14 protein-coding genes are annotated in these 20,838 nt (G+C 65.6%); 6 read left to right on the top strand and 8 right to left on the bottom strand.

The window, feature by feature from the left end; all coding sequences use genetic code 11:
- Positions 1–16: 16 nt before the first annotated feature.
- The 3 genes from LVJ94_36345 to LVJ94_36335 form a co-directional block, all read right to left on the bottom strand.
- On the bottom strand, positions 17–1,903 hold the full coding sequence (locus LVJ94_36345; protein ID WXB02373.1) for a GAF domain-containing protein: 1,887 nt from the start codon (positions 1,901–1,903) through the stop codon (positions 17–19).
- A gap of 113 nt (positions 1,904–2,016) precedes the next feature.
- Positions 2,017–3,471 (bottom strand): ABC transporter permease, encoded by a 1,455-nt coding sequence (locus tag LVJ94_36340; protein WXB02372.1) that lies wholly within the window; start codon positions 3,469–3,471, stop codon positions 2,017–2,019.
- Between the two features lie 5 nt (positions 3,472–3,476).
- Positions 3,477–5,057 carry an ABC transporter permease gene (locus LVJ94_36335; protein ID WXB02371.1) on the bottom strand — a complete coding sequence of 527 codons (1,581 nt, stop codon included), beginning with the start codon at positions 5,055–5,057 and terminating at the stop codon, positions 3,477–3,479.
- A gap of 238 nt (positions 5,058–5,295) precedes the next feature.
- On the opposite strand from LVJ94_36335, the gene LVJ94_36330 reads away from it, so the two are divergent.
- Entirely contained in the window at positions 5,296–6,780 is a 1,485-nt protein-coding gene (locus LVJ94_36330) for a serine/threonine protein kinase (protein WXB10778.1), read from the top strand.
- A 17-nt stretch (positions 6,781–6,797) separates the two neighbouring features.
- Here LVJ94_36330 and LVJ94_36325 read toward each other — a convergent pair whose 3' ends face one another.
- Genes LVJ94_36325 through LVJ94_36310 form a run of 4 tightly spaced genes read right to left on the bottom strand, consistent with a single transcriptional unit; the run spans position 6,798 to position 13,002 of the window.
- Positions 6,798–8,822, bottom strand: coding sequence for a hypothetical protein (locus LVJ94_36325; GenBank protein WXB02370.1), 2,025 nt, complete (start codon positions 8,820–8,822; stop codon positions 6,798–6,800).
- Positions 8,823–8,825: 3 nt separating this feature from the next.
- Complete coding sequence (locus LVJ94_36320; protein WXB02369.1) at positions 8,826–11,663, bottom strand: cation-translocating P-type ATPase; 2,838 nt, start codon at positions 11,661–11,663, stop codon at positions 8,826–8,828.
- A gap of 33 nt (positions 11,664–11,696) precedes the next feature.
- Positions 11,697–12,545 carry a PspA/IM30 family protein gene (locus LVJ94_36315; GenBank protein ID WXB02368.1) on the bottom strand — a complete coding sequence of 283 codons (849 nt, stop codon included), beginning with the start codon at positions 12,543–12,545 and terminating at the stop codon, positions 11,697–11,699.
- A 58-nt stretch (positions 12,546–12,603) separates the two neighbouring features.
- The gene (locus LVJ94_36310; GenBank protein ID WXB02367.1) at positions 12,604–13,002 is read right to left on the bottom strand and encodes a YbjN domain-containing protein; all 399 of its coding nucleotides are present in this window, start codon (positions 13,000–13,002) and stop codon (positions 12,604–12,606) included.
- 98 nt (positions 13,003–13,100) lie between these two features.
- Between LVJ94_36310 and LVJ94_36305 the strand changes: the two genes are divergently transcribed.
- Positions 13,101–14,108, top strand: a complete 1,008-nt coding sequence (locus LVJ94_36305; GenBank protein WXB02366.1) for a serine/threonine protein kinase — start codon at positions 13,101–13,103, stop codon at positions 14,106–14,108.
- 9 nt (positions 14,109–14,117) lie between these two features.
- On the opposite strand, the gene LVJ94_36300 is transcribed toward LVJ94_36305, so the two are convergent.
- Positions 14,118–14,939 carry a hypothetical protein gene (locus LVJ94_36300; GenBank protein WXB02365.1) on the bottom strand — a complete coding sequence of 274 codons (822 nt, stop codon included), beginning with the start codon at positions 14,937–14,939 and terminating at the stop codon, positions 14,118–14,120.
- Positions 14,940–15,038: 99 nt separating this feature from the next.
- On the opposite strand from LVJ94_36300, the gene LVJ94_36295 reads away from it, so the two are divergent.
- The 4 genes from LVJ94_36295 to LVJ94_36280 all read left to right on the top strand — a co-directional run bounded on the left by LVJ94_36295 (position 15,039) and on the right by LVJ94_36280 (position 20,830).
- Positions 15,039–16,367, top strand: coding sequence for a sigma 54-interacting transcriptional regulator (locus tag LVJ94_36295; GenBank protein WXB02364.1), 1,329 nt, complete (start codon positions 15,039–15,041; stop codon positions 16,365–16,367).
- Between the two features lie 147 nt (positions 16,368–16,514).
- On the top strand, positions 16,515–17,270 hold the full coding sequence (locus tag LVJ94_36290; protein WXB02363.1) for a hypothetical protein: 756 nt from the start codon (positions 16,515–16,517) through the stop codon (positions 17,268–17,270).
- 85 nt (positions 17,271–17,355) lie between these two features.
- The gene (locus LVJ94_36285; GenBank protein WXB02362.1) at positions 17,356–18,972 is read left to right on the top strand and encodes a sigma-54 dependent transcriptional regulator; all 1,617 of its coding nucleotides are present in this window, start codon (positions 17,356–17,358) and stop codon (positions 18,970–18,972) included.
- Positions 18,973–18,991: 19 nt separating this feature from the next.
- The gene (locus tag LVJ94_36280) at positions 18,992–20,830 is read left to right on the top strand and encodes a protein kinase (GenBank protein ID WXB02361.1); all 1,839 of its coding nucleotides are present in this window, start codon (positions 18,992–18,994) and stop codon (positions 20,828–20,830) included.
- Positions 20,831–20,838 lie beyond the last annotated feature (8 nt).

The raw sequence follows: 20,838 nt of genomic DNA, 5'->3' as shown, positions 1-20,838 counted from the left end.
ATCGTAGCGCGACTTGCTAACGACGGCGTTGGCGGATCCGCTCCGGGTCGAGCACCAACCCGTGGGATGAGACGTACTCGGCAAATTGCTCACCCATGTACGTCATGGCGTTGCCCTCGGCCTCCGAGAACGGTGCGCCGTCGGTGGGGTTGAGCAATTCGATGGCCGCGAGGGCACGGCCGCCCAACATGACCGGTGCGACGATGATGCTCTTGGCGCCGCCGAGCTGCTCGAAGCGCTCGACGAACGCCTCCTGGCTGCCCGCGGCATCGGGGATGACGATGGCCGTTCGCTTGCGCATCGCCGCGGAGAGCAGCGGATCCGTCGGCGGATGGTGGCGCAGGATCATCTGCTGCGTGCCGGCGCCGACGGTGGCGACGATCACGTATTCACGCTTGTCGATGTCGTAGAAATGCGCGAACGCCGCGCGCGACGGGATGTTCTCCAGCGCGAGCTGAAGGCAAAATTCGGAAGCCTCCAAGGTGTCGCGCGAGAAATGCAGGTCGTGCATCGCCTCGAAGAGCACCGCGATGAGCTCGTCCCCGCGCACGCGCCCGCGCTGGAGCGAAACCGAAGGCCGCGAAGGCCGGCCCGGCGTAGGAATGCGCATGCCCGCCGACGAACCGCGACCCGGATCCGAGGAAGGCGGCACATCGCCTCTCGCGGGAAACGTCGGCGCAGGTGCGGGGGTGGAGCCGGAGAGCGCTTGCGTGCCCGGCGAGGATGTCGGCGCAGCCCCAGGTCCCGCTTGCGCGGCCGGTGCAGGAGGCGGCTGCGAGGCCCGGCGCAGTGCTTCGCCGATGGCGAGGATCGCGGGCGGCGCAGCCGCTCCGTGCGAGGACGGCGGCGGTCCGACGTGCGAGGCCTCTTGCGTCGATGCGACGTTGAGCACGGGCGCCACGAGCACGCCGCTTTCGCTTCCGTGTGGAATCAGCAGCGGAGCGAGCGACGGCGGGATCGACTTCACCGGCGCGGCCTGAGCGGCAGCTGCTGCTGCAGGCGGCGCCGAGGCTTCGTGCGCGGGCGGCGCGGAAGGAGCCGACACGCGACCTCCGCCCCCCGCAGGCCGCGCGGGCTGCTGCGAGAACGGCGCAAACGACACCGCGCCCGCGCTGCGTGGATAGATGATGGTCGGTTCTTGTCCCTTCCAATCTTTCCAGCTGAGGGTCGCGAGCGGCAAGCGGGTGGGCCGGCCTTCGAAGGCGTGATCGAAGACGGCGAGGTTCACGTACTTGCCCGGGCGCGAGCTCGCGAGGACGGCCTTGATGGTCAAAAACTGCGCGCGAAGGTACTTCTCGGCCTGCGCTTCGGTCGTGCCCTCGGGCATGACGTAGACGTCTTCGCGGTAGAGCAGCGGCGATTCGTCCGTGGGCTCTTGCTCGCGACGGTAGAGAACGTGCGGTTCCGAGCCGTTGCCTGTCTCTCCCGAGACGGCGGACTTCGTCGCTCCGGGTACCGTTTGCGGGGCCGTTCCTGCCCCAAGCCCCGCTTTGGGGGCTGATTCTGAATGGCGCATTTGGGGTTGTGAGGCTGTGGAAGGCACGGGAACGATACCTGTCGTTCCGTATCCGATGGTCTGCGTCCGGCCGTTGTTGCGAGGCGCGCCAGCCGCACCTGCATGCGGAGCCGCAGATACGCGCTCTGCTTGCGCGGAGATGCTTCCTTCACTCGAAAGCACCGCGGTGTCGGGCGCCTTTTTCACGACATAGCGAAGGCGTGCCGCGGGATCCACGGCACGGCATCCGCCATCGTCGGTCAACTCGATGGAGAAGCCGGTGATGGGCGCATCTTCTTTTCGCAGGGCTCGGGCGTTTTGAAGAGCCTTTTGCCAGGAGTCGGCCTCGACGCAGTACGACTGCGTCTCGACTTTCCCGATCGGCGTCACGTGAACGAAAAAGCGCATGATCGGCTCAAGGTAGGCCGGCCAGGGGGATGAAGCCGGACGTGAGAGAGTAGCTTTGGGCGGCTCGGGCGGTCAAACGCAAGCTCTCGGCTCTGGTGCTCGAGCTGCGCGTTTCATTCTGCGCGCAGACCGTCGGCCGGGCGCAAATGTGCGGCATACAGTGCGGGAAACAGGGTGGACACAACGCAGATGACCATGGCGAAGACACCCGTGATGATGAATTCGTTCGGCCGAATGAGAACGGGGATGCGCGAGATGAAGTAAACCTTCGGGTCGAGCGGAAACTGGTACGCATCGAGGGCGCGGCACCCCGCGTAGCCCAGGATCAACCCCAGGGTGGTCCCCACGAGGCCGATGATCGCGCCCTGGTAGAGAAAAACACGCAGGATGGCATCGTCGCGCGCGCCGATGGCCTTGAGCAGTGCGATCTCTTTCTTCTTGTCGAGGACTACCATGATGATGGTCGCGATGACCGTGAAGGCCGCGACGACGATGATGAGGCCCAGCACGATGCTCATGCCGATCTGCTGAATGAGCAGGGCGGTGAAGAGTCCGTGGTTGAGATCCATCCAGTCCATGGTGCGGTAGACGCTGTTGGCGAGGAGTTTGTCGATCTCCTTGCAGATCTCGCTGGCGCGCTCGATGTCGTCGACCTTCATCTCGAGGCCATTCACGCTGTCGCCGTTGTCGTAGAACGCCTGGGCCTCGAAAAGATCCGTGTAGACGAATTTGGCGTCGTACTGCTCGAAGCCCGCGTCGAAAATCGCGATGACGCGGAATTGCTTGGCCATCGCGGGCCGCGGCGAGGACATGCCCAGGGCGATGCCCACCGCCGGTGAGGTGATGGTGACGCACTCGCCGATGCCCGCGGCCAGCTGCTTCGACAGGGATTTTCCGATGACCATGCCGGGCATGCGCGCGATTTGCTCGGGGCTCTTGCAGGGATCGGGGTCGAACTCCTCGGGCAGGACGTCGGTGTCGGGGAGTTTGCTCTTGTAGCCGCCGTCGGGCGTGAGATCGCGCGCGGGGAGAAGTTCGGTGGGCTCTTCGATGGTGGGCCTTGCGGGCTCCCCCCCTCCCTCGGGCGTCGTTCGGGCCGGTTTCCCCCCCTGCGGGGGGGATCTGCGTTCGGGCGGAGCCGCGCCCTGGCGTCGCATCCCCTGGAGGCTGCCCGCGACGATGTGCTTCGGCAGATCGAGCACCTTGGGCATCAACGCGGGGTCGACGCCCTTGAGAAGCACACCCGTCGCGTTGCGATCGCCGCGGGTCATCATCATCTGGTTGATGACGAAGGGATCGACGCCGATCACGCCCGGAATGCGCTCGACCTTGGCCATGACGTCGCGGTATTCGCGAAAGTCGCCGCCCTTCATGACGAGGACGTGCGAGTTGACGCCGAGGACCTTCTCGCGAAACTGCGCCTTGAAGCCTCCGGTGACGCTCATCACGATGGCCAGCGAGGCCACGCCGAGTGTGACACCCAGCATGGCGAAGGCGGTGCCCACCGAAACGAAGGCGCGCTTCTTCGCGCCCATGTAGCGAACGGCCAGGGAGAGGGGATAACCCACGCGCGTTACTCGGCTCGGAGCCCATCGGCCGGCCGGAGCCGCGCCGCATAGAGCGCCGGAAAGAGGGTGGCGAAGAGGCAGATGATGAGCGCCACGACGCCGGTGACGATGAATTCGTTCGGCCGAATGAGAACCGGCAGACGCGAGATGAAGTACACCTTCGGATCGAGCGGAAAGCCGTACGCCGCGAGCGCCTTGCATCCGCCGTAACCGAGGATCAACCCGAGCGACGTGCCCACCAGGCCGATGATGCCGCCTTGGTAGAGGAAGACGCGCAGGATGGCTGCGTCGCGTGCACCGATGGCCTTGAGGAGCGCGATCTCCTTCTTTTTGTCGAGCACCACCATGATGAGGGTGGCAATGACCGTGAAGGCGGCGACCACGATGATGAGGCCGAGAACCACGCTCATGCCGATCTGCTGAATGAGCAGGGCGGTGAAGAGACCGTGGTTGAGATCCATCCAGTCCATGGTGCGGTAGACGCTGTTGGCGAGGAGCTTGTCGATCTCCTTGCAGATGGCGCTCGCATGGTCGATGTCATCGACCTTCATCTCGATGCCGGTGACGCTGTCTCCTTGGTCATAGAAGGACTGCGCCTCGTACAGATCGGTGTAGACGAGCTTGGAGTCGTACTGATCGAACCCCGCCTCGAAGAGTGCGATGACGCGGAACTGCTTGGCCACGGGAGGGCGGGCGCTGGAGGCGCCGATGGCCATGCCGATGGTGGGCGAGGTGACCTCGACGCAGTCTCCGAGGCCGACGCCGAGCTGCTTGGCCAGCGTCTTTCCAAGGACCACGCCGGGCATGCGCGCGACTTGCTCGGCGCTCTTGCAGGGATCGGGGTCGAATTCCTCGGGCAACACGTCGGAGTCGGGCAGTTGGCTCTTGTAGCCTCCCTCGGGCTCCACCAAACCGCCGCCCGCGGGGGCCTCCGACGGCTCCCCCCCCGCCGATTGGCGTGATTGCACCGGTTCCCCCCCCTGCGGGGGCGGTTGCTGGATGACCTTTGCGTCGTCCTTGGCGATCTCGTCACGGATCATGTCCAAGAACGGCTTGTTGCCCGGGGTACCCGCATCGATGTCCGCCGCACCGGTCGTTGGGGCCGACGAGGCGCCGTCGCGGAAGAACGGATCGACCCGTCGCTCGGGGGGCGCGGCACCCGGACGCCGCAGACCCTCGAGGCTTCCCTCGGTGATGTGTTTCGGCAGATCGAGCACCTTGGGCATCAACTCGGGGTCGACCCCCTTGAGGAGAACGCCGGTTGCCGTGCGTTCGCCGTGGGTGACCATCATCGGGTTGATGATGAACGGGTCCACCCCTACCACTCCTTTGACGTGCTCGACCTTCTGCATGACCTCGCGGTATTCGCGAAAATCCACGGAATACTTGAGGACCAGCACGTGGGCATTCACCCCGAGGACCTTCTCGCGGAACTGGTCCTTGAAGCCGCCCGTTACGCTCATCACGATGGAGAGCGCGGCGACCCCGAGCATGACACCCAGCATCGCGAAAGCCGTGCCCACCGAAATGAACGCGCGCTTTTTGGCGCCCATGTAACGGATGGCCAGTGAGAGAGGGTACCCCATCGTGCTCCTAGGCGGTCCCTCACTAGCAAAAAAGTGAAACGTCCGTGCCCGTATCCTTGCCTGATCTCGTCGGCCAGAAAGCACCTAGCAAAAGGAAATCGTGGAAGACCCGAGTGAGAGATGGTACGACAGAAAAAATTCGGGCGCTCTTATAGGGGGACTTCACTATCATTTGGTGGGCCTGAAGGGCCGCGCTATGGATCATCCGGGTAGACTAAGTGGTGAGCCGACCTTGGCCGTGGCAGAAGGGGGAGATGTGACGGCGGCGTCGGGCGCGCCTTCCAAAAAGCCGGACCCGTTCGTGGGTAGGACGGTCGACGGTAAGTACTTCCTGGAGCGCGTGATCGGCGAAGGGGGAATGGGCGTCGTCTACCGTGGGCGCCACAAGGTCATCGACAAGAAAGTCGCATTGAAAATCTTGCGCGGTGACGTGGCGCGAGATGGTGAAATCACCGAGCGCTTTTTGCTCGAGGCGCGCGCCGCCTCCACGATTGGTAATCCGCATATCATCGATATTGCGGATTTCGGGACGCTGCCCGAGGGCCCGGCCTACATCGTCATGGAGTATCTGGACGGCATAAGCCTTTCAGAAGCCCTGAAACAGCAGGGCGCGATGTCACCGCCGCGTCTGGTTCACATCGCGCGCCAGATTGCCCAAGGCCTTTCGGCCGCGCACAAAGCGGGCATCGTTCATCGCGATTTGAAGCCCGATAACGTCTTTTTGGTGTCGCGCGGCGCCAATGCCGATTTCGTGAAAATTTTGGACTTTGGAATCGCCAAAGTCGGCACCGAGGCGTCGCGATTGACGCGCGCCGGGACTGTGTTCGGGACGCCCCATTACATGTCGCCGGAGCAGGCCTCGGGCGAAACGGTGGATGCGCGCACCGACGTTTATGCGCTGGGCATCATTCTGTACGAGCTGGCGTCGGGCAAGGTGCCCTTCGACGCCGACAACATGATGGGCATTCTGACGCAGCACATGTACCGGGCGCCCGCCCCGCTGCGCACCGTGGTGCCCGAGTTTTGGCCCAGCCTCGACGCCATCATTTTGAAGCTGCTCGCGAAGCGCAGCGAAGCCCGTTACCAAACGATGGACGAGGTCATCCTCGACCTCGACGTGCTCGAAAAGAAGGGCTACCCCAGGGCTGCCGCCGAGTTGGCGGCATCCGGCGTGGAAGGCTTCGAGACGCCGGGCGAGTACTTTGGTTCGTCGGTGCCGCCGCCGTTGGCGCCTCCTGCGCCGTCGCGCGTGCCGTTGTACATCGCGGTCGCGATGATCACGACGGTGCTGCTCACGGTGATGATCGTCTTCATCGTGCGGCGCTACGACTCGCGCGCCAATGCCGGGCGGCCCGTGCCGGAGGTGGTTGCCGGCCCCACGGAGAAATTCGTGGTCCTCATCACCGAGCCGCTCGATGCGCACGTGTCGCAAGACGGCGTCGATCTGGGGCCGCAGCCCATCGTGAAACTGCGCGAGGGCGCGAGCGTCTCCGTGGAAGTGAGCCATGTCGGCTACAAGACGGAGCAGGTGACCTTGGATGGCTCCGAGGAAAAACGCATCGTGCGCCTCGAGAAGCTGCCGCCCGAGGAACCGCCCACGCTGCCGGCGAAGCCCGCCCCTATCGTGCAGCCGATCCGCCGTCCGAACGCACCCGCCACAGGGGGCTCGCCCGCATCGTCACGCCCGTCCGACGTGCTCGGCGATCCGTGGCGAAAGAAGTAGCGCGAAAGAAATAGCGCTTACTTGAGAAGCTCGAAGCGTTGCGAGGTGGGGTTGTACCCGTAACGCGCGGCCGTACGGCTCCAGGGGAGGACGAGGAGTTCGACGGGGCCGGGTTGTTCGTTGGGCCAGGGGTAGCTCTTCTCCGTCCACCCGGTGGCTTTGCCGGGGCGAAGTTCGATGTCGATGCTCTTGCCGCCGGACTTCGCGGGGAGGAACTGGAAGAGCGATTGCACGCGGTTTTGGCCTTGTTCGCGTGCGGTTTCCACGGCGAAGAGGCGCGCGAATTTTCCGTCGCGCAGCTCGTAGGCGAAGATCGCCTCGCTCGTGATCTCCGGCGTCGTGCCTTGGCGCGGGGCGATGATGTGGATGCCGCGCACGATCAAATCGCGAACGTCGTCGCCGTTGAGATCGCGCGCGGCCAGCTCCTTCACCGAGCCGGGGCTGGCGAATTGTGGCAGTGAGAGGTACGCGTACTGCGCCCCGCCTTTGAAGCCGGCGCCATAGAGCACGAGGTCGTTGCCCAGGAGCACGACATTGACGGGGCCCTCGCGGAGGTTCACCGTCGCTTGGCCCGTGGGGGCGACATCGGCGGGGACGTTGTGCTCGCGGCGGTACAGGTCGAGGAGATCGCGCTTCTCCGGCACGGCGGCGCGCGCGTTTTGCGCGGCCGGCGCTTGCACGGATGGCGATGGCGGAGCGATGGCCGCGGCGGAGGGCGGCGTCTGCGCTTTCTGCGCGACCTCGTTCTTTGCGACGAACTTGCTCCCGTCGAAGCGGTACGTGCGCGAACGCACGGGGCCCCACGGCGTGAGGATCGGCTCCACCTCGGCGGGCTTCGTCGGAATCAACGACGTGCCTGGCCCCGCAGCCGGGTCGACGGCAATCTCGATTTCGCGCTCGTGCACGTGCACGCTGTTGGCGATCTTCGCGTTGCCGCGGGCGAGCTCGATCTCCTGGCCGAAAAGCGTGGCCGGCTCGCCGCTCGCGGCGATCTGCCAAACCTCGAACCAATCGTGCGTCATGCCGCCTTGCTCGAAGTGGGAGCGCACGAGCAGGTCGTCCTTGCCCTCGCCCGTGACATCGCGGGCGTCCACGCGCACGACGGTGCGGCTTCCGAGGTCCCGATAGAAGAACTCTTTTCCGTCGCGGTAGCCTTGCCCCACGATGGTGAGGAAGTGCCCGAACACGGAGACGCGCTCGCGTTGCCCGTCGCCGAAAACGTCGGCGTACACGTCGATGGTCGGACCCCGCGCCGCGAGACCGCGCGGCTTGAGCAACCCCGCCATCAGCGCTTGCTCCGGCTCCGTCGGCAGCGAGGGCAGGGCGGTCACGTGCTCGACGTCGCCCGGTCCGGTGGCCAGGATCGTCGCGGTCTTCTCCCCGGCATCGTAGTACGAGAGCACCCCGCGCAAGCCCACGCGGACCGCACGCGCCTCGGGGAAGGTGCTCCACGGCACCACGGCCTCGAAGCTGTAGCCACCGCCCGCGTGCGGTGCCTCGACGACCTTGGCGCCGGGCACGACCTCACCGCGTTTCGCGCCGAAGGCAAAGAGCACCCGGCCCGCCGTCTCACCCGGCTTACCCGGGAAAAACGCGATCTCGTGTGCGCTGGGGATGCCGCCCGGCCCGGGAATCGCGATGGTCAGCGACGCGTGGTCCTTGCCCGCGACGAACTTCGCATCGTTCGTTTCGCCTGCAACATACACGTATTGATCGTCGTACTGCACGGCGCCCTGGAAGGTCAGCTCACCGGCGGACCCCTGAACCGCCGTGGTCGCGGGCGCGCGTGCGGGCCACTCGCCCAAGACGCCGTCGAGCTTGATCTTCTTCTCCACGCGGAACGCTTCGAGGGCGCTCGCCAGCGGCGGCGCGCTCTCCTCCGTCGACCACATGCCGCCCTGACGCACGGCCGCATCGCCGATGGACACGTCGCCCGCATTCCCTGGAGACCCGTTCGACGAAGAGGGCGATTTCGCTTCCTGCGAGCCTGCCCCGCATCCCACGAGAAGCGGGAGAAAAAGACCGAGATAGGCTCGCCGCATATTCTAGCTTTCCGTGCTTCGTCGTGAGACGGGGCCGAGGGTGCGGCCTCCGATGCCAACCCGTTGGAGAAGCTTCATCAGCTCCACGCCCGGCACGATGGAGGCCGAGAGCAAGAGCAGAATGAGCCATTCCTCGCCGGTCATCAGGTACGTGCGGAACACCGGACGCAACGCCGGAACGAACACCGAGACCAAGTGGATCGCGCCGCTCAACAAGATGGCCAGCGCCAACGGGCCCGAGATCTTCGGCTTCAGCGCCGCGATGGACATCGTCGCCGAGCGGCAGCTCAGTGCGTGAAAGAGGGGGCTCAACGCCAACAGCGAGAACGCCGCCGCGCGCTCTTCGATGCGCGACGAGCCGCCGATCCCGTGCTCGAACGGCCAGAAGTACGTCAGAAGCCCCGCCCCGCCCATCCACAGACCGACGTAGAGGATGCCCAGGTACTCGCGCGTGGTCAGAAGCCCGGTGGTCGTCTTGCGCGGAGGCTCGCTCATCTGCGTGGCATCCGGCGGGTCCACGCCGAGCGCCAAGGCCGGCAGGCCGTTGGTCACCAGGTTGATCCACAGGATCATGAGCGGCGTGAGCGGCGGCACGTCGAGGAACGAAGCCACGAACACCGTCACCAAGAGCCCTGCGTTTGCCGACAACAAGAAGAAGATGAACTTCTGAATGTTGCGGTAAATCGCCCGCCCCTCGCGCACCGCCTCGACGATGGTGGCGAAGTTGTCGTCCGCAATGACCATGTCCGCAGCTTGGCGCGCGACGTCGGTCCCGCCCTTTCCCATGGCCACGCCGATGTGCGCTTCCCGAAGCGCCGGCGCATCGTTCACGCCGTCGCCGGTCATCGCCACCACGTGTCCGCGGTTCTTGAACGCGCGCACGATGCGCAGCTTTTGCTCCGCGGTCACCCGCGCGAACACGCGCACGTCCTCCACGCGCTTTTCGAGCTCCTCGGGCGACATCTTTTCCAGCTCAGCGCCGGTCAGCGCCAATGCGCCGTCTTCCCAGAGCCCCAGCTCGCGCGCAATCGCAACCGCGGTCAACTTGTGGTCGCCCGTGATCATCACCGCGCGTACTTGTGCCGTGGCGCACGCCGCCACCGCTTCCTTCACGCCCGCGCGCGGCGGATCGATCATGCCCACGAGGCCCACGAAGGTGAGTCCCTGCTCGAGATCGAGCGTCTTGGGCGCAATCTCTGGCTCGGAATCCTTGAACGACGGATCCGTCGCATCGGTCGCGTCTTGGCGCGTTCCAAGGATACGCCGCGCCACGGCGAGCACGCGGAGCTGCTGGCTGCTCATGCGCTCCAGCTCTTTGACGATGCAGTCGCGATCCTCCGCGGTCATCTCGCGCAGACCGTCTTCGTCGTCGAAGTGCGTGCACAGCGGCAAGAGCACGTCGGCGCTGCCCTTGGTGTGAACCACCTCGCGCCCTTTGGCATCGAGCGTGAGAATGGTCATCCGCTTGCGATCGCTGTCGAAGGGCAACTCCTTCAGCAATTGGTGCGAGGGAAGGATCGACTCTTTGGGCAAGCCGCCCTTGGCCGACAACGTCAGGAGTGCGGCCTCCGTGGGATCGCCCACCGCACGCCAATTTCCCTCGTCGTCGATGTCCAGCTCCGCATTGTTGCATAGTGCAACGATCTGCAGCAGATGCCGCAGCGGCTTGCTCGGCGTATCCATGATATCGCCTTCGTCACCGAGGATGCTACCGCGCGGATCGTAGCCGATACCCGTCACCTTGTAGGAGCGACGGCCGCTGTAAATCTTGGTGACGGTCATCTCGTTCTGCGTGAGCGTGCCCGTCTTGTCCGAGCAGATGACCGTGGCTGCGCCGAGCGTCTCGACCGCCGCGAGCTTGCGCACGATGGCACCACGCTTGGCCATGCGCTGCATGCCCAGGGCGAGCGTGATCGTCGTGATGGCCGGCAATCCCTCGGGGATCGCGGCCACCGCGAGGCTCACGGCCTCGAGGAGCAGCTCGTGCCAGTGGCGATCGCCCTTCCACATGCCGCGCGCGAAAAGCAGCACGCTGAGCGCGAGGCAGACGAGCAGGATGCGCTTGCCGAATTGATCCAGCTTGGCCTCGAGCGGCGTCGTGCGATCGCCGCCCGCACCGCGAATCAGCTCGGACAGCTTGCCCAGCTCCGTGCGCGTGCCGGTGGCGACGACCACCGCGCGGCCTTTTCCGCGCACCACGTTGGAGCCGACGAAGAGCATGTTCGCGCGATCGCCCAGCGCCGCATCCGCGGGGACCTTTTCGCGCGCGTCCTTGCCCACGGGCACCGATTCACCGGTGAGCGACGACTCCTCGGTGGCGAGGTTGATCGTCTGCAACAGCCGCGCGTCGGCGGGCACGGCATCGCCGGCCTCGACCTCGAGCACGTCGCCGGCGACCAACTCCGCGGCGCTGAGCATGAGGACTTTGTCGTCGCGCCGCACGCGCGCCGACGGCGTCTGCATCTTCTGCAGCGCATCGAGCGCGGCCTCGGCGCGTTGCTCTTGGTAGTAACCGAGCACCGCGTTCAGCGCGACGATGAGGAAGATGGCGATGGCATCGCCGAAGCGAACCAAAAAGGGGCCGGTCTTGTCTTGCGTGGCACCGTTGATCAGCGCAATGACCGCGGCGGCCAACAGCGTGAGGACGATGGGGTTGGCAAACTGATTGAAAAATCGCTTGAGCGCGCTCGGCTTCGGCGGAGGAGGCAGCTCGTTTCGCCCATCGCGCTCGAGGCGCGCGCGCGCCTCGGCCTGGGTGAGACCCCGCGCGGGATCGCACGAGAGGCGTTCGAGAATCTTGTCGACCGGTTCGTCGCTACCCGGCGTGGAAGTTGCGCTCACACGTTCTCCTGTAGGTGGTCCGCGTCATGGCGCTCAGTGGCCCGCTTTTCGTTGCTGCGCTCCTTGCTGCTCTGCCTCCAGCTCCTCGAGCGCCGCGGCAAGCTCCTCTTCTTCCCGCGACGGTCCCGTGGTCGCGGGCGCCGCATCGAGCGGTGCCTCGACCCGTGCCTGCACCGGCTCCGCCTTCACCACGGGAGCTTCCTCCGCGGGGGCGAGGCCCATCTTGCGCTTGAGCGCGAGCAGCTCTTCGTCCGCGCCCGCCGTCTTCTCCAGGTGCGCGAACTGGGAGGCCAGCACGTCGCCCGTGTACTCCTCTTGGATCTCCGCGCCCGCCTCGGCCTCCGCCTCCAGCTGATCGATCTTGTTCGACATGCGCTCGAACGTCTCGAAGGCGCTCTGATCGCGCAGGCCGCTCATCGTCTCCTGGATGGCCCGCTGCGCTTCGGCGCGCTTCTTCCGCGCGATGAGCACGTTCTTCTTGCGCTTGGCCTCCTCGATCTTGTCGTTGAGCATGCGCAGCGCGCGCTTGAGCGACTCGACCGCGGTCTTTTGCTTCTGCCACTGATCCTTGAACGTGGTCGCGAGTTGGTCGTGTTCCTTCTTGCGGGCCAGGGCTTCCTTCGCGAGCTCCTCGTTGCCCGCGCGCAGTGCCATCATCGCCCGGCGTTCCCACTCGGTGGCGTTGGCCGCTTCTTGTTCGTGCTGCTTCGCGAGACGCTTCTCGTCCGCGATCGACGCGGCCACTTGCTTCTTGGCCTCGACGAGTTGCGTGTTCATGTCCAAAACGACCTGGTTCAGCATTTTCTCGGGGTCTTCCGATTTGCTGATCAGATCGTTCAGGTTGGATTTGATGAGCTGCGCGAGACGGCTGAAAATACCCATGGGCGATCTCTCTTGAACCAATGAAGCGCTAGTGAACTTTGTCCCGAAAGCGTGACGTTCAGGTAACCGGCTGGCGCTTGGAAATATGCGCGAGCTCCGGCACCTGTTGCGCCAAGGCAACGTCGATCTCGTCGAGGGTCGCCTCCAACTCGTTGAAGTCGAGGTTTTCGAGCTCGAGCGCGGCCGCCAGAACGATGCGGTCGGCTTCCAGCCCGTAACTGGAGTGAAGCAGCGACCCGGCGTTGAGCTCGAGGAGCTTGCGAAAAAGAGGCGGCGGATCCCCCGCGGCATCCCCGATGTGGACGCGCAAAACGACCAGCGGCGGGTCGATCCGCATCACGATGGGCGGGAACGCCTCGCTCGTGGGAATGAGGTAGGTGTCCCGCTCTCCTTCGACCACGGAGTAGCGCCGATTCAGCTTCTCTAGGTAGGCCTCGACGTCCTTGATCGTACGCATCGCAGCGCCAGGTTAGTCGTTTGCTCCCGTCACTGTCGACTCGGCCGAAGAATCCATCCAGAAGAGCCACAAAAAGCTGCTAGATTCGTGGGAGGAGTATGGGCGCAACGGAACCCGGATCGCTCGTTGGAACCGTCGTTGGCGGGCATTACAAGGTTCGCCAGCTTATCGGACAGGGCGGAATGGGGGAGGTTTACGCCGCGGATGGCAAGGCCGGCGAACAGGTTGCCCTCAAGGTCTTGCACGAGCGCGCCGCCCAAGATCCCGACCTCGTGGCGCGTTTTCAACGCGAAGCGTCGATCGCCGCCCAGGTGCAGTCGCCCTACGTGGCGCGCATTCTCGGCGCGGGCAAGGATCGCAATGGGCGATTGTGGATTGCCTTCGAGCGCCTCACCGGCGAGGGCCTCGACGAGCGATTGCGCCGCGAGCAATACCTGTCCTTTGGCGATGTGGCCCCGGTCGTCGACGATGCGCTGCAGGGCCTCGATGCCGCCCACACCGCGGGGGTGATTCATCGGGACATCAAGCCCGCCAACCTGTACGTCGAAAAGCGGCGCCTCACGGCGAAGGAAATCGCCGATGGCGAGCCCGAGGAGCGGACGCGCATTCTGGATTTCGGCATCAGCAAGGTGCGGAAAAACCGCAAGAGCGAGCCTTCGCTCACCGCGTTCGATGCCACCTTGGGAAGCTTCGCCTACATGGCCCCGGAGCAAGTGCGCGGCTCCGCACGGGTCGACGAGCGCGCGGATCTCTATGCCCTCGGCGCGGTCGCCTACCGGGCGCTCACGGGGCGTCTGCCCTTCGAGGGCACCAATGCCCTCACTTTGATCGCGCTCAAATTGGATCGCGAGCCGCCTTCACTCGCGGCGACCACGGGCGACGAGTGGCCCAGCGGCATCGAGCGTTTCCTCGAGAAAATGATGGCGCGCGACCGCGAGCGCCGCTTCCGCAGCGCGGCCGAGGCGCTCGAGGCATGGCGCCGCGTGTGGCAGGTCATGGCCACGTTGCAGCTGCCGCCGCCCTCCTTGCCCACGCGCCTCGAGCGCGACGACGATTCGACGCAGGTCACGTTCGCGGACAGCGCCTCCGGCGATCGAAGGCGCTGAATCCGGAGCTCAGTTTCCGACGCAGGGACCGCCGTCGGGAGGACCGATGAGACCTCCGTTGCCGCGAAGGAACGGGCACTCTCGCTTGGCGCTCGCCGTGACGCCGCCGTCGGCGAGGGGCTTGTCGTCGTAGGCTGCGGCCAAGTGGTATTGGCGGCAATTGAGCGTATCGCCGGTTCGCGTCAGCTCGTTCTGAAAGGAGTCGAAGTTGAAGGCGGGGGTGTTGCCACCCGAGCCGGGGTCCTTTCCACACTCATTGAGGCACGCCCCCTCGTCTTGGAAGGGCACGTCGACGAGCGCTACCCCTGCGGCTTTGAGCGCCGACGGGTCGCAGAGCGCGAGTGCGAGATGGCAGAATGTGGCGCATCGGCCCGTAGCTCCAGAGTCCACACGGCCCGAGCACGTGCCGCCACCCGAGATGCCGGCGTGTGGGCAATGGGTGGGCGGATCGCCTTGGGCGGGGGCGCCAGCATGGTAGGTGCGACAATAGATCGAGTCGATGTCGTCCCTGTCGCTTGGCTGTCCGAGCTCCATCTTCGAACACGCGTGGAGGCATCCGTCGGTCGATAGGTATTGTGCCGTCGGCTCGGTCGGTGGCTGCTTTTGCACCTCGCCACGGCAATGATCGCCCACCAATCCGCAGTAATTTTGGCATGCGACGCTCGCGTTTCCCGGATCCGAATCTGGACCTGCATCGGGAAGGAAGACGTCATTCCCACCATCTTGGCCTGCAGGCGGACCGCTTGCGTTGCTGTCATCGCTGCTGCACGCCGAAAAGATCCAGGCTCCGAAGCTAAGGGCTGCGAGCCCAATCCCATATCGCCACTTCATCGGTTCAAGCTCTCAGTGGCCTCCTGAGACGCGCAAGCTTTTTCTTGCGGCATACAACCTGTTGCGAAAGCCCGGTGCAGTCGTGCTAAAACCTACCCCGTGGACGCAACCATCGTCGCGAAGGGCAAATACGAAGTTCGCGGCGGCGCACTGAACATCACGAAGGGCACCGGCAACAAGCCTTCCCTAGAGATAGGCGCCGATACCCTCGTCGTTGGCCGAAACGAGGCCTGCGATCTCGTGCTGGACGACCGGAAGGTCAGCGCCGTGCACATGGAGCTCGTGGCGACCGAACGCGGTGTTCGCGTTCGCGATCTCGGTTCGCGCAACGGCACGTTCGTCGGAGACACGCGTATTGGCGAGGTTTTCCTCACCAAGCCGACGTCGATCCTCTGCGGCGACACCTTGCTCGAGTTCAGCCCGAACAATCCCGAGCAGGTGAACGTCCCCGAGGCCGCCGAATTTGGGCCGCTCGTCGGAAGCAGCGCCGGCATGCGGGCAGTGTTCGAGCGCCTCCGCAAGGCCGCACCCACCGAGCTCACGGTGCTCATCACCGGAGAGACCGGAACCGGAAAGGAGCTCGTGGCGCAAGCCATCCACGGCGCCAGCGAGCGGAAGAACAAGCCGTTCGTGGTCGTGGACTGCGGATCCATCCCGGCATCGCTCGCGGAAAGCGCACTCTTTGGCCATGAGCGTGGCTCGTTCACGGGCGCCATCGACAAGCGCATCTCGCCCTTCGTCGAGGCCGACGGCGGAACGATCTTCCTCGACGAGCTCGGAGAGCTTCCCGTCGACGTGCAGCCCAAGCTACTTCGCGCACTCGCCGAGCAGCGCATCAAGAGCGTTGGCTCCAACAGCTATCGCCCGGTGAACGTCCGCGTCGTCGCCGCCACGCGCCGCGATCTCGTGCGCGAGGTCAACGACGGCAACTTCCGCTCGGACCTTTATTTTCGTGTCGCGCAGATCAAAATCGAGCTGCCGGCGCTGCGTCATCGCCTCGAGGACATCCCCGCGTTGGTGCGGCGGATGCTCACCGATATGGGCGACAAGCAGGCGTACAACCGCATCCCGCACGATTCGCTCGAGCGCTTGATGCGGCACGATTGGCCGGGCAACGTTCGCGAGCTGCGCAACGTCGTCGCCGTCGCGCTGGCCTTCGGCAAAGAGGGCACGCTCGACGTGGCGCAGCATCTCGCGCCACTCACCACGACGGCCACGGATTCCACGCCCACGCGCGGTCGCACCTTCCAGGATGCCAAACGTGACGTTCTCGCGCGCTTCGAGCGCGACTACTTCACGGCGCTGTATGCGGAGTGCAACGGCAACGTCAGCGAAATCGGACGCCGCGCCGCCATGGAGCGTGCTCATGTGCGTGGATATTTGCGGCGACACGGTATTGGTACACCGGATCGCATCGACAAGCCTTAGGCAGGTTTGGGGGGCTCCGCCGCCCCAAGCCCCCGAGATAGAACTGGATCCTTGCTGAGTTACCCCATCCTCGGTGGGGGGCGGTATGCTGGGTTGCGGCACAGCGCCTGCGGCCCAACACTTGTATGCAGGAGTCCTTCCTAGAGCATGACGCCCCGGCCTCGATCCATTTCCTACATCTCCCTGACGGTGAGCGCGCTCTGTGCAGCCATCGCCGGGCGGATGGCGTGGGATCAACCCCGACTGCTTCTCCCGTTCGCGCTCATCGTCATCCTGATGATGCTGCCCGCCTATTTTGCCCGCCGCCGCATGCGGCGTCTGCTGATGAGCGGTGATCCGGAGCGGGTTCTGGGGACGTGGCAGGGATCGCTCCAGCGTGTGATGTATCCCGAGACGATGGCTCCGTTGATGGTGGCCACGGCCTACGCCGCGTACGGCTGGATCGACGCCGCGCGCACGGCGCTGGAACGGGCGGTTCGCGGTCCCGCGTGGGAGGCCGCGCTCGAGCAACGCCTCTTCATCGAGACCCTGCTCGACACCTTCGAGGGGGCGCGCGGCGCGGCGGTCGAGAAGGCCGAGGTCCTCGAGAAAATGCCGATGCCAGCGGCTTCGTTCTTTGCGCGCCTGCGCATCGCGCGGCTGCGGCGCGGGCTTCTGGCGATGGCGCGCGCCTTTGCGCATACGAGCCGCGACTCGGATGCCCGCGCCCTGCGCGCGGCTGCGTCGACATCGCCGCTGATCCACTGGGCCATGCGCTACGCAGCGGCGGTCATCGCCATCGACCACGGCAAGAAGGCTGATGTACCGTCGATCCTGGCGGGCGCCCCCATCTGGCCAGAATCGAGCGCTTTCCGGCATTTTCACAACGAGATCCTCGCCGCCTCGGGAAATCGCGCCCCGTAACGCAAACGCCGATGGGCCGTTGCCGAACGGTTACGCTCGAAGTCGGTAAAGCGCTGGCGTGAGAAGTGGTAACGTCCTCCGCTCGATGACGGCTTCCAAGTCCGAGCAAGGTGGGGGGCAGGTCACCAAAGCGAAGGTCCTTTACGCCGACGACGAAGACGACGTTCGGGACGTCTTCAACATCGTCTTCGCGGGTGAGTTCGACGTGACGTGCGTCGCCGATGGCGAGCAGGCACTCACGGCGATGTCGCATCAAGCCTTCGACGTTCTCGTCAGCGACATGCGCATGGAGCCGATGCGTGGCTCGGAGCTTCTCGCGCGCGCGTACGAGCAATTCCGCGATACGCAGCGGATCCTTCTGACCGGCTACAGCGACCATGACGATCTGGCCGCCGCCGTGAACCTCGGCCACGTGTTCGCGTACGTGCAGAAGCCGTGGGACGCGGAGCAGTTGAGGCTGACGATCTTGCGCGCGGTGGAGCAGCGCCAGCTCGAGTTGGAAAATCGTCGCCTGGTGGAGGAGCTCACCTCGGCGAACGCCCGCCTCAAGGACGACCTCGAGTCGGTGGCGCGTGCGGTGCCGCCGCGTCCGCGCTTGCACGTGACGTCGCCCCCGATGGCGAAGGTGTTCGAGCAGGTCGTGGCGGTGGCAGGAACCGAGGCGAGCGTTCTGCTCTACGGCGAGACCGGTGTCGGCAAAGAGCTGGTGGCCTCCGCCATTCACGAGCGAAGCGCGCGCAAGCGAGCGCGCTTCGTCGCGCAGAATCTGGCCGCGCTTCCTCAAGAGCTGATGGCCAGCGAGCTATTCGGTCATGCGCGCGCACCGGGTTCGGGTTCGGGTTCGAGCAGCTCTCTGCCACCGATGGCGACGCCACGGCGCGGTCTGTTCGAACTCGCGGATGGTGGCACGCTCTTCTTGGACGAGATTGCCGAGGCCCCGTTGGCGCTGCAAGCGATGCTCGTGCGTGCCCTGGAGTCGCGCGAAATCTGGCCGGTGGGGGCGACCGAGCCGCGTCCCATCGACGTGCGCATCATCGCAGCGACGAACCGCGACCTGCTGGCGGACGCCAAGGACGGCATCTTTCGGCTCGACCTTTATTACCGGCTGGCGGTGGCGCCCATTTACATTCCACCGTTGCGGGAGCGACCGGAGGACGTTCGCGGCCTCGGCGCTCCGATGCTCGAGGCGGCCGCACGACGCATGGGACGAATGCTGCCACGGCTGACGGATGCTGCGTGGGCCGTGCTGGAGCGCCATACGTGGCCAGGCAATGTACGCGAGCTGTCGAACTTGATGGAGCGCATCGCCATCTACCACGCGGGAGAAGAGGTGGAGGCGGACGAGCTGGGCCTGCCAACTCAGGTGCCAGCCACGTCACCGTGGGGCTCGACGGAGAGCGGATCGCGCCTTGGCACGGGCCCGATCAGCGTGCGGAACCTCGGTTCACTTCGAAACCTGCCGTCTGCCCTGCCTTCGTCGCCAGCGCCTGTATCGAGCATGGGCGCCGCCATGGCGCGAGATGCCGACACCATCGTGTTGCGCGTGCCCGAGACGGGGACGACCTTCGACGATATCGAGCGCGAAATTCTGGTTCAGATCTTGGCGCGCGCCGAGGGCAACCAGTCGCGGGCGGCGCGCTCGCTCGGGCTGAGCGAAAGCACCTTGCGAAGTCGCCTGAAACGACTCGGTTTGAAGGGATAATGAGCTAGACTCCACTGCGATGGCGGTAACGGGCCCGGCAACGAAGGCCACGCAGCGCGGGCGGATGCCCAACATCACCAAGTACGAGGTGATCGAGGAGATTGGCCATGGCGGCATGGCCACCGTCTACCGTGCCCGCGATCCGCGACTCTGTCGTGACGTCGCGATTAAAGTCATTCACCGACACCTCCGGGACTCGGTCGAGATTGCGCACAGGTTCTTCGTCGAGGCGAAGGCCGTGGCCAAGCTTCGCCACCCGAACATCGTGGAAGTGTACGACGTCTCCTCGCCGGAAGAAGAGGAGCAGTACCTCGTCAACGAGCTCGTGCGCGGGCGGTCGCTGCGCAAGGTTCTCGAGGCGTACGGCGCGCTTCCGCCCGAGGTGGGGGCGCAGATCGCGCAGGAGCTGCTCGCCGCGCTGGCGCACGCGCACGCCGCCGGTGTCATCCATCGCGACATCAAGCCGGAGAACGTTCTCATCGAGTTCTCGGGCGAGGACGGGCGTCCGAACGAGGGCGTGAAGGTCAAGTTGACCGACTTCGGCATCGCCAAGCTGCTCGACAGCCAGGGCGTGACGTCCACCGGTCAGGTGCTCGGCAGCCCCGCGCACATGGCGCCGGAGCAGATCGAGGGCGGCGACGTCGATGCCCGGGCCGACGTGTTCGGCACGGGCGTCTTGCTCTACGAATGCCTGGTGGGGCACCTCCCCTTCGAGGGGAGCAACCCCGCGCAAGTGCTCCGCCGCGTGCTCGAGGGCATCTACCCGTGCGCCGAGCACGAACGCCCCACGGTGGGGAAAATTTGGAGTCAGCTTCTCGATCGCGCGCTGCATCGAAACGTGGAGGAGCGCTTCGGAGACGCCAGCCAGATGCGCGAGGCGCTGGGCGACGAGTTGCGCCGCCTGAACGTGACGAGCGCGTCCGGCGACCTCGACGCCTGGATGACCGATCCCGAGGCGTACCGCGCGAAGCACGACGCGGCGATCGTCCCGCGCCTGTGCGCGCTCGCGAAGGCGTCGCGCCAGCGCGGCGATGCGATTGCGGCGGCGGCGGACTACAACCGGGCCCTCGCGTATGCGCCGCAGGATCAGGCGCTTCTGCGCATCGTCGCGACGATGCACCGCGCCGAAGAGCGACGGCGCTTGATGAAGCGTCTTGCGCCGGTGGTCCTCTGCGCCTTTGCCTGTGGCGCCATCGCGTTCTTCGCGGTGCGGGCTTACCGCGCGCCCGTGGTGGTGGACGAAGTGCCGGCGCCGTCGGCCTCGGCGAGCGCGTTCTCGGAGACGCCGTCGCCGTCCGCAATGGCGACGGAGCCCGGCGCAGCGCCTTCGTCCTCGGTGGTGCGGGCGGCGGTGTCGGGGAGGGTGCCGGTGGTGAATCCGCCCTCCGCTTCACGTCCGACCGCGGCCAAGGTGCCGACGCGCGACATCGTGTTTCGCAGCTTCATGCCGCAGTTCGGCATCCAGGTGGCCGTGGACGGCGAGGCGCCGACGGAGGTCGAGGTTGGCGGCCACGTGACCGTGGACCCGCAGCGGCACGTGCTCACGTTCACGTGCAAGAAAGACGCGTGTGAGCCCAAACAGCGCGTGGTGGTGGCGGGGGAGGGGAACGAGGAGCTGGAGGTGGCCCTGACCATCAAGCCAGCGTCCCTGGTCGTCCAAGGCGATGTGCATGCATCCTACACGATTCAGGAGCAGCCGACGGTCATGCTCCGGGCCGGAATCCAGAGCCGCGTGCCGATGAATGTGTCGAAGATCACCGTCCACGTCGTGGAGCTGCCCTCGGGGCGCACCGAGCCGGTGACTTTATCGGCCGGACAACAGTCGGAAGTGGTGTTCGGGCTCGCAACGGACGAGTAAGGGACTAA

Source organism: Sorangiineae bacterium MSr11367, assembly GCA_037157805.1.
In the GTDB taxonomy this organism is placed as follows: domain Bacteria; phylum Myxococcota_A; class Polyangia; order Polyangiales; family Polyangiaceae; genus Pendulispora; species Pendulispora rubella.
Note: the sequence above shows the minus strand (reverse complement) of the source record. Positions and strands in the feature narration are given on the sequence as shown.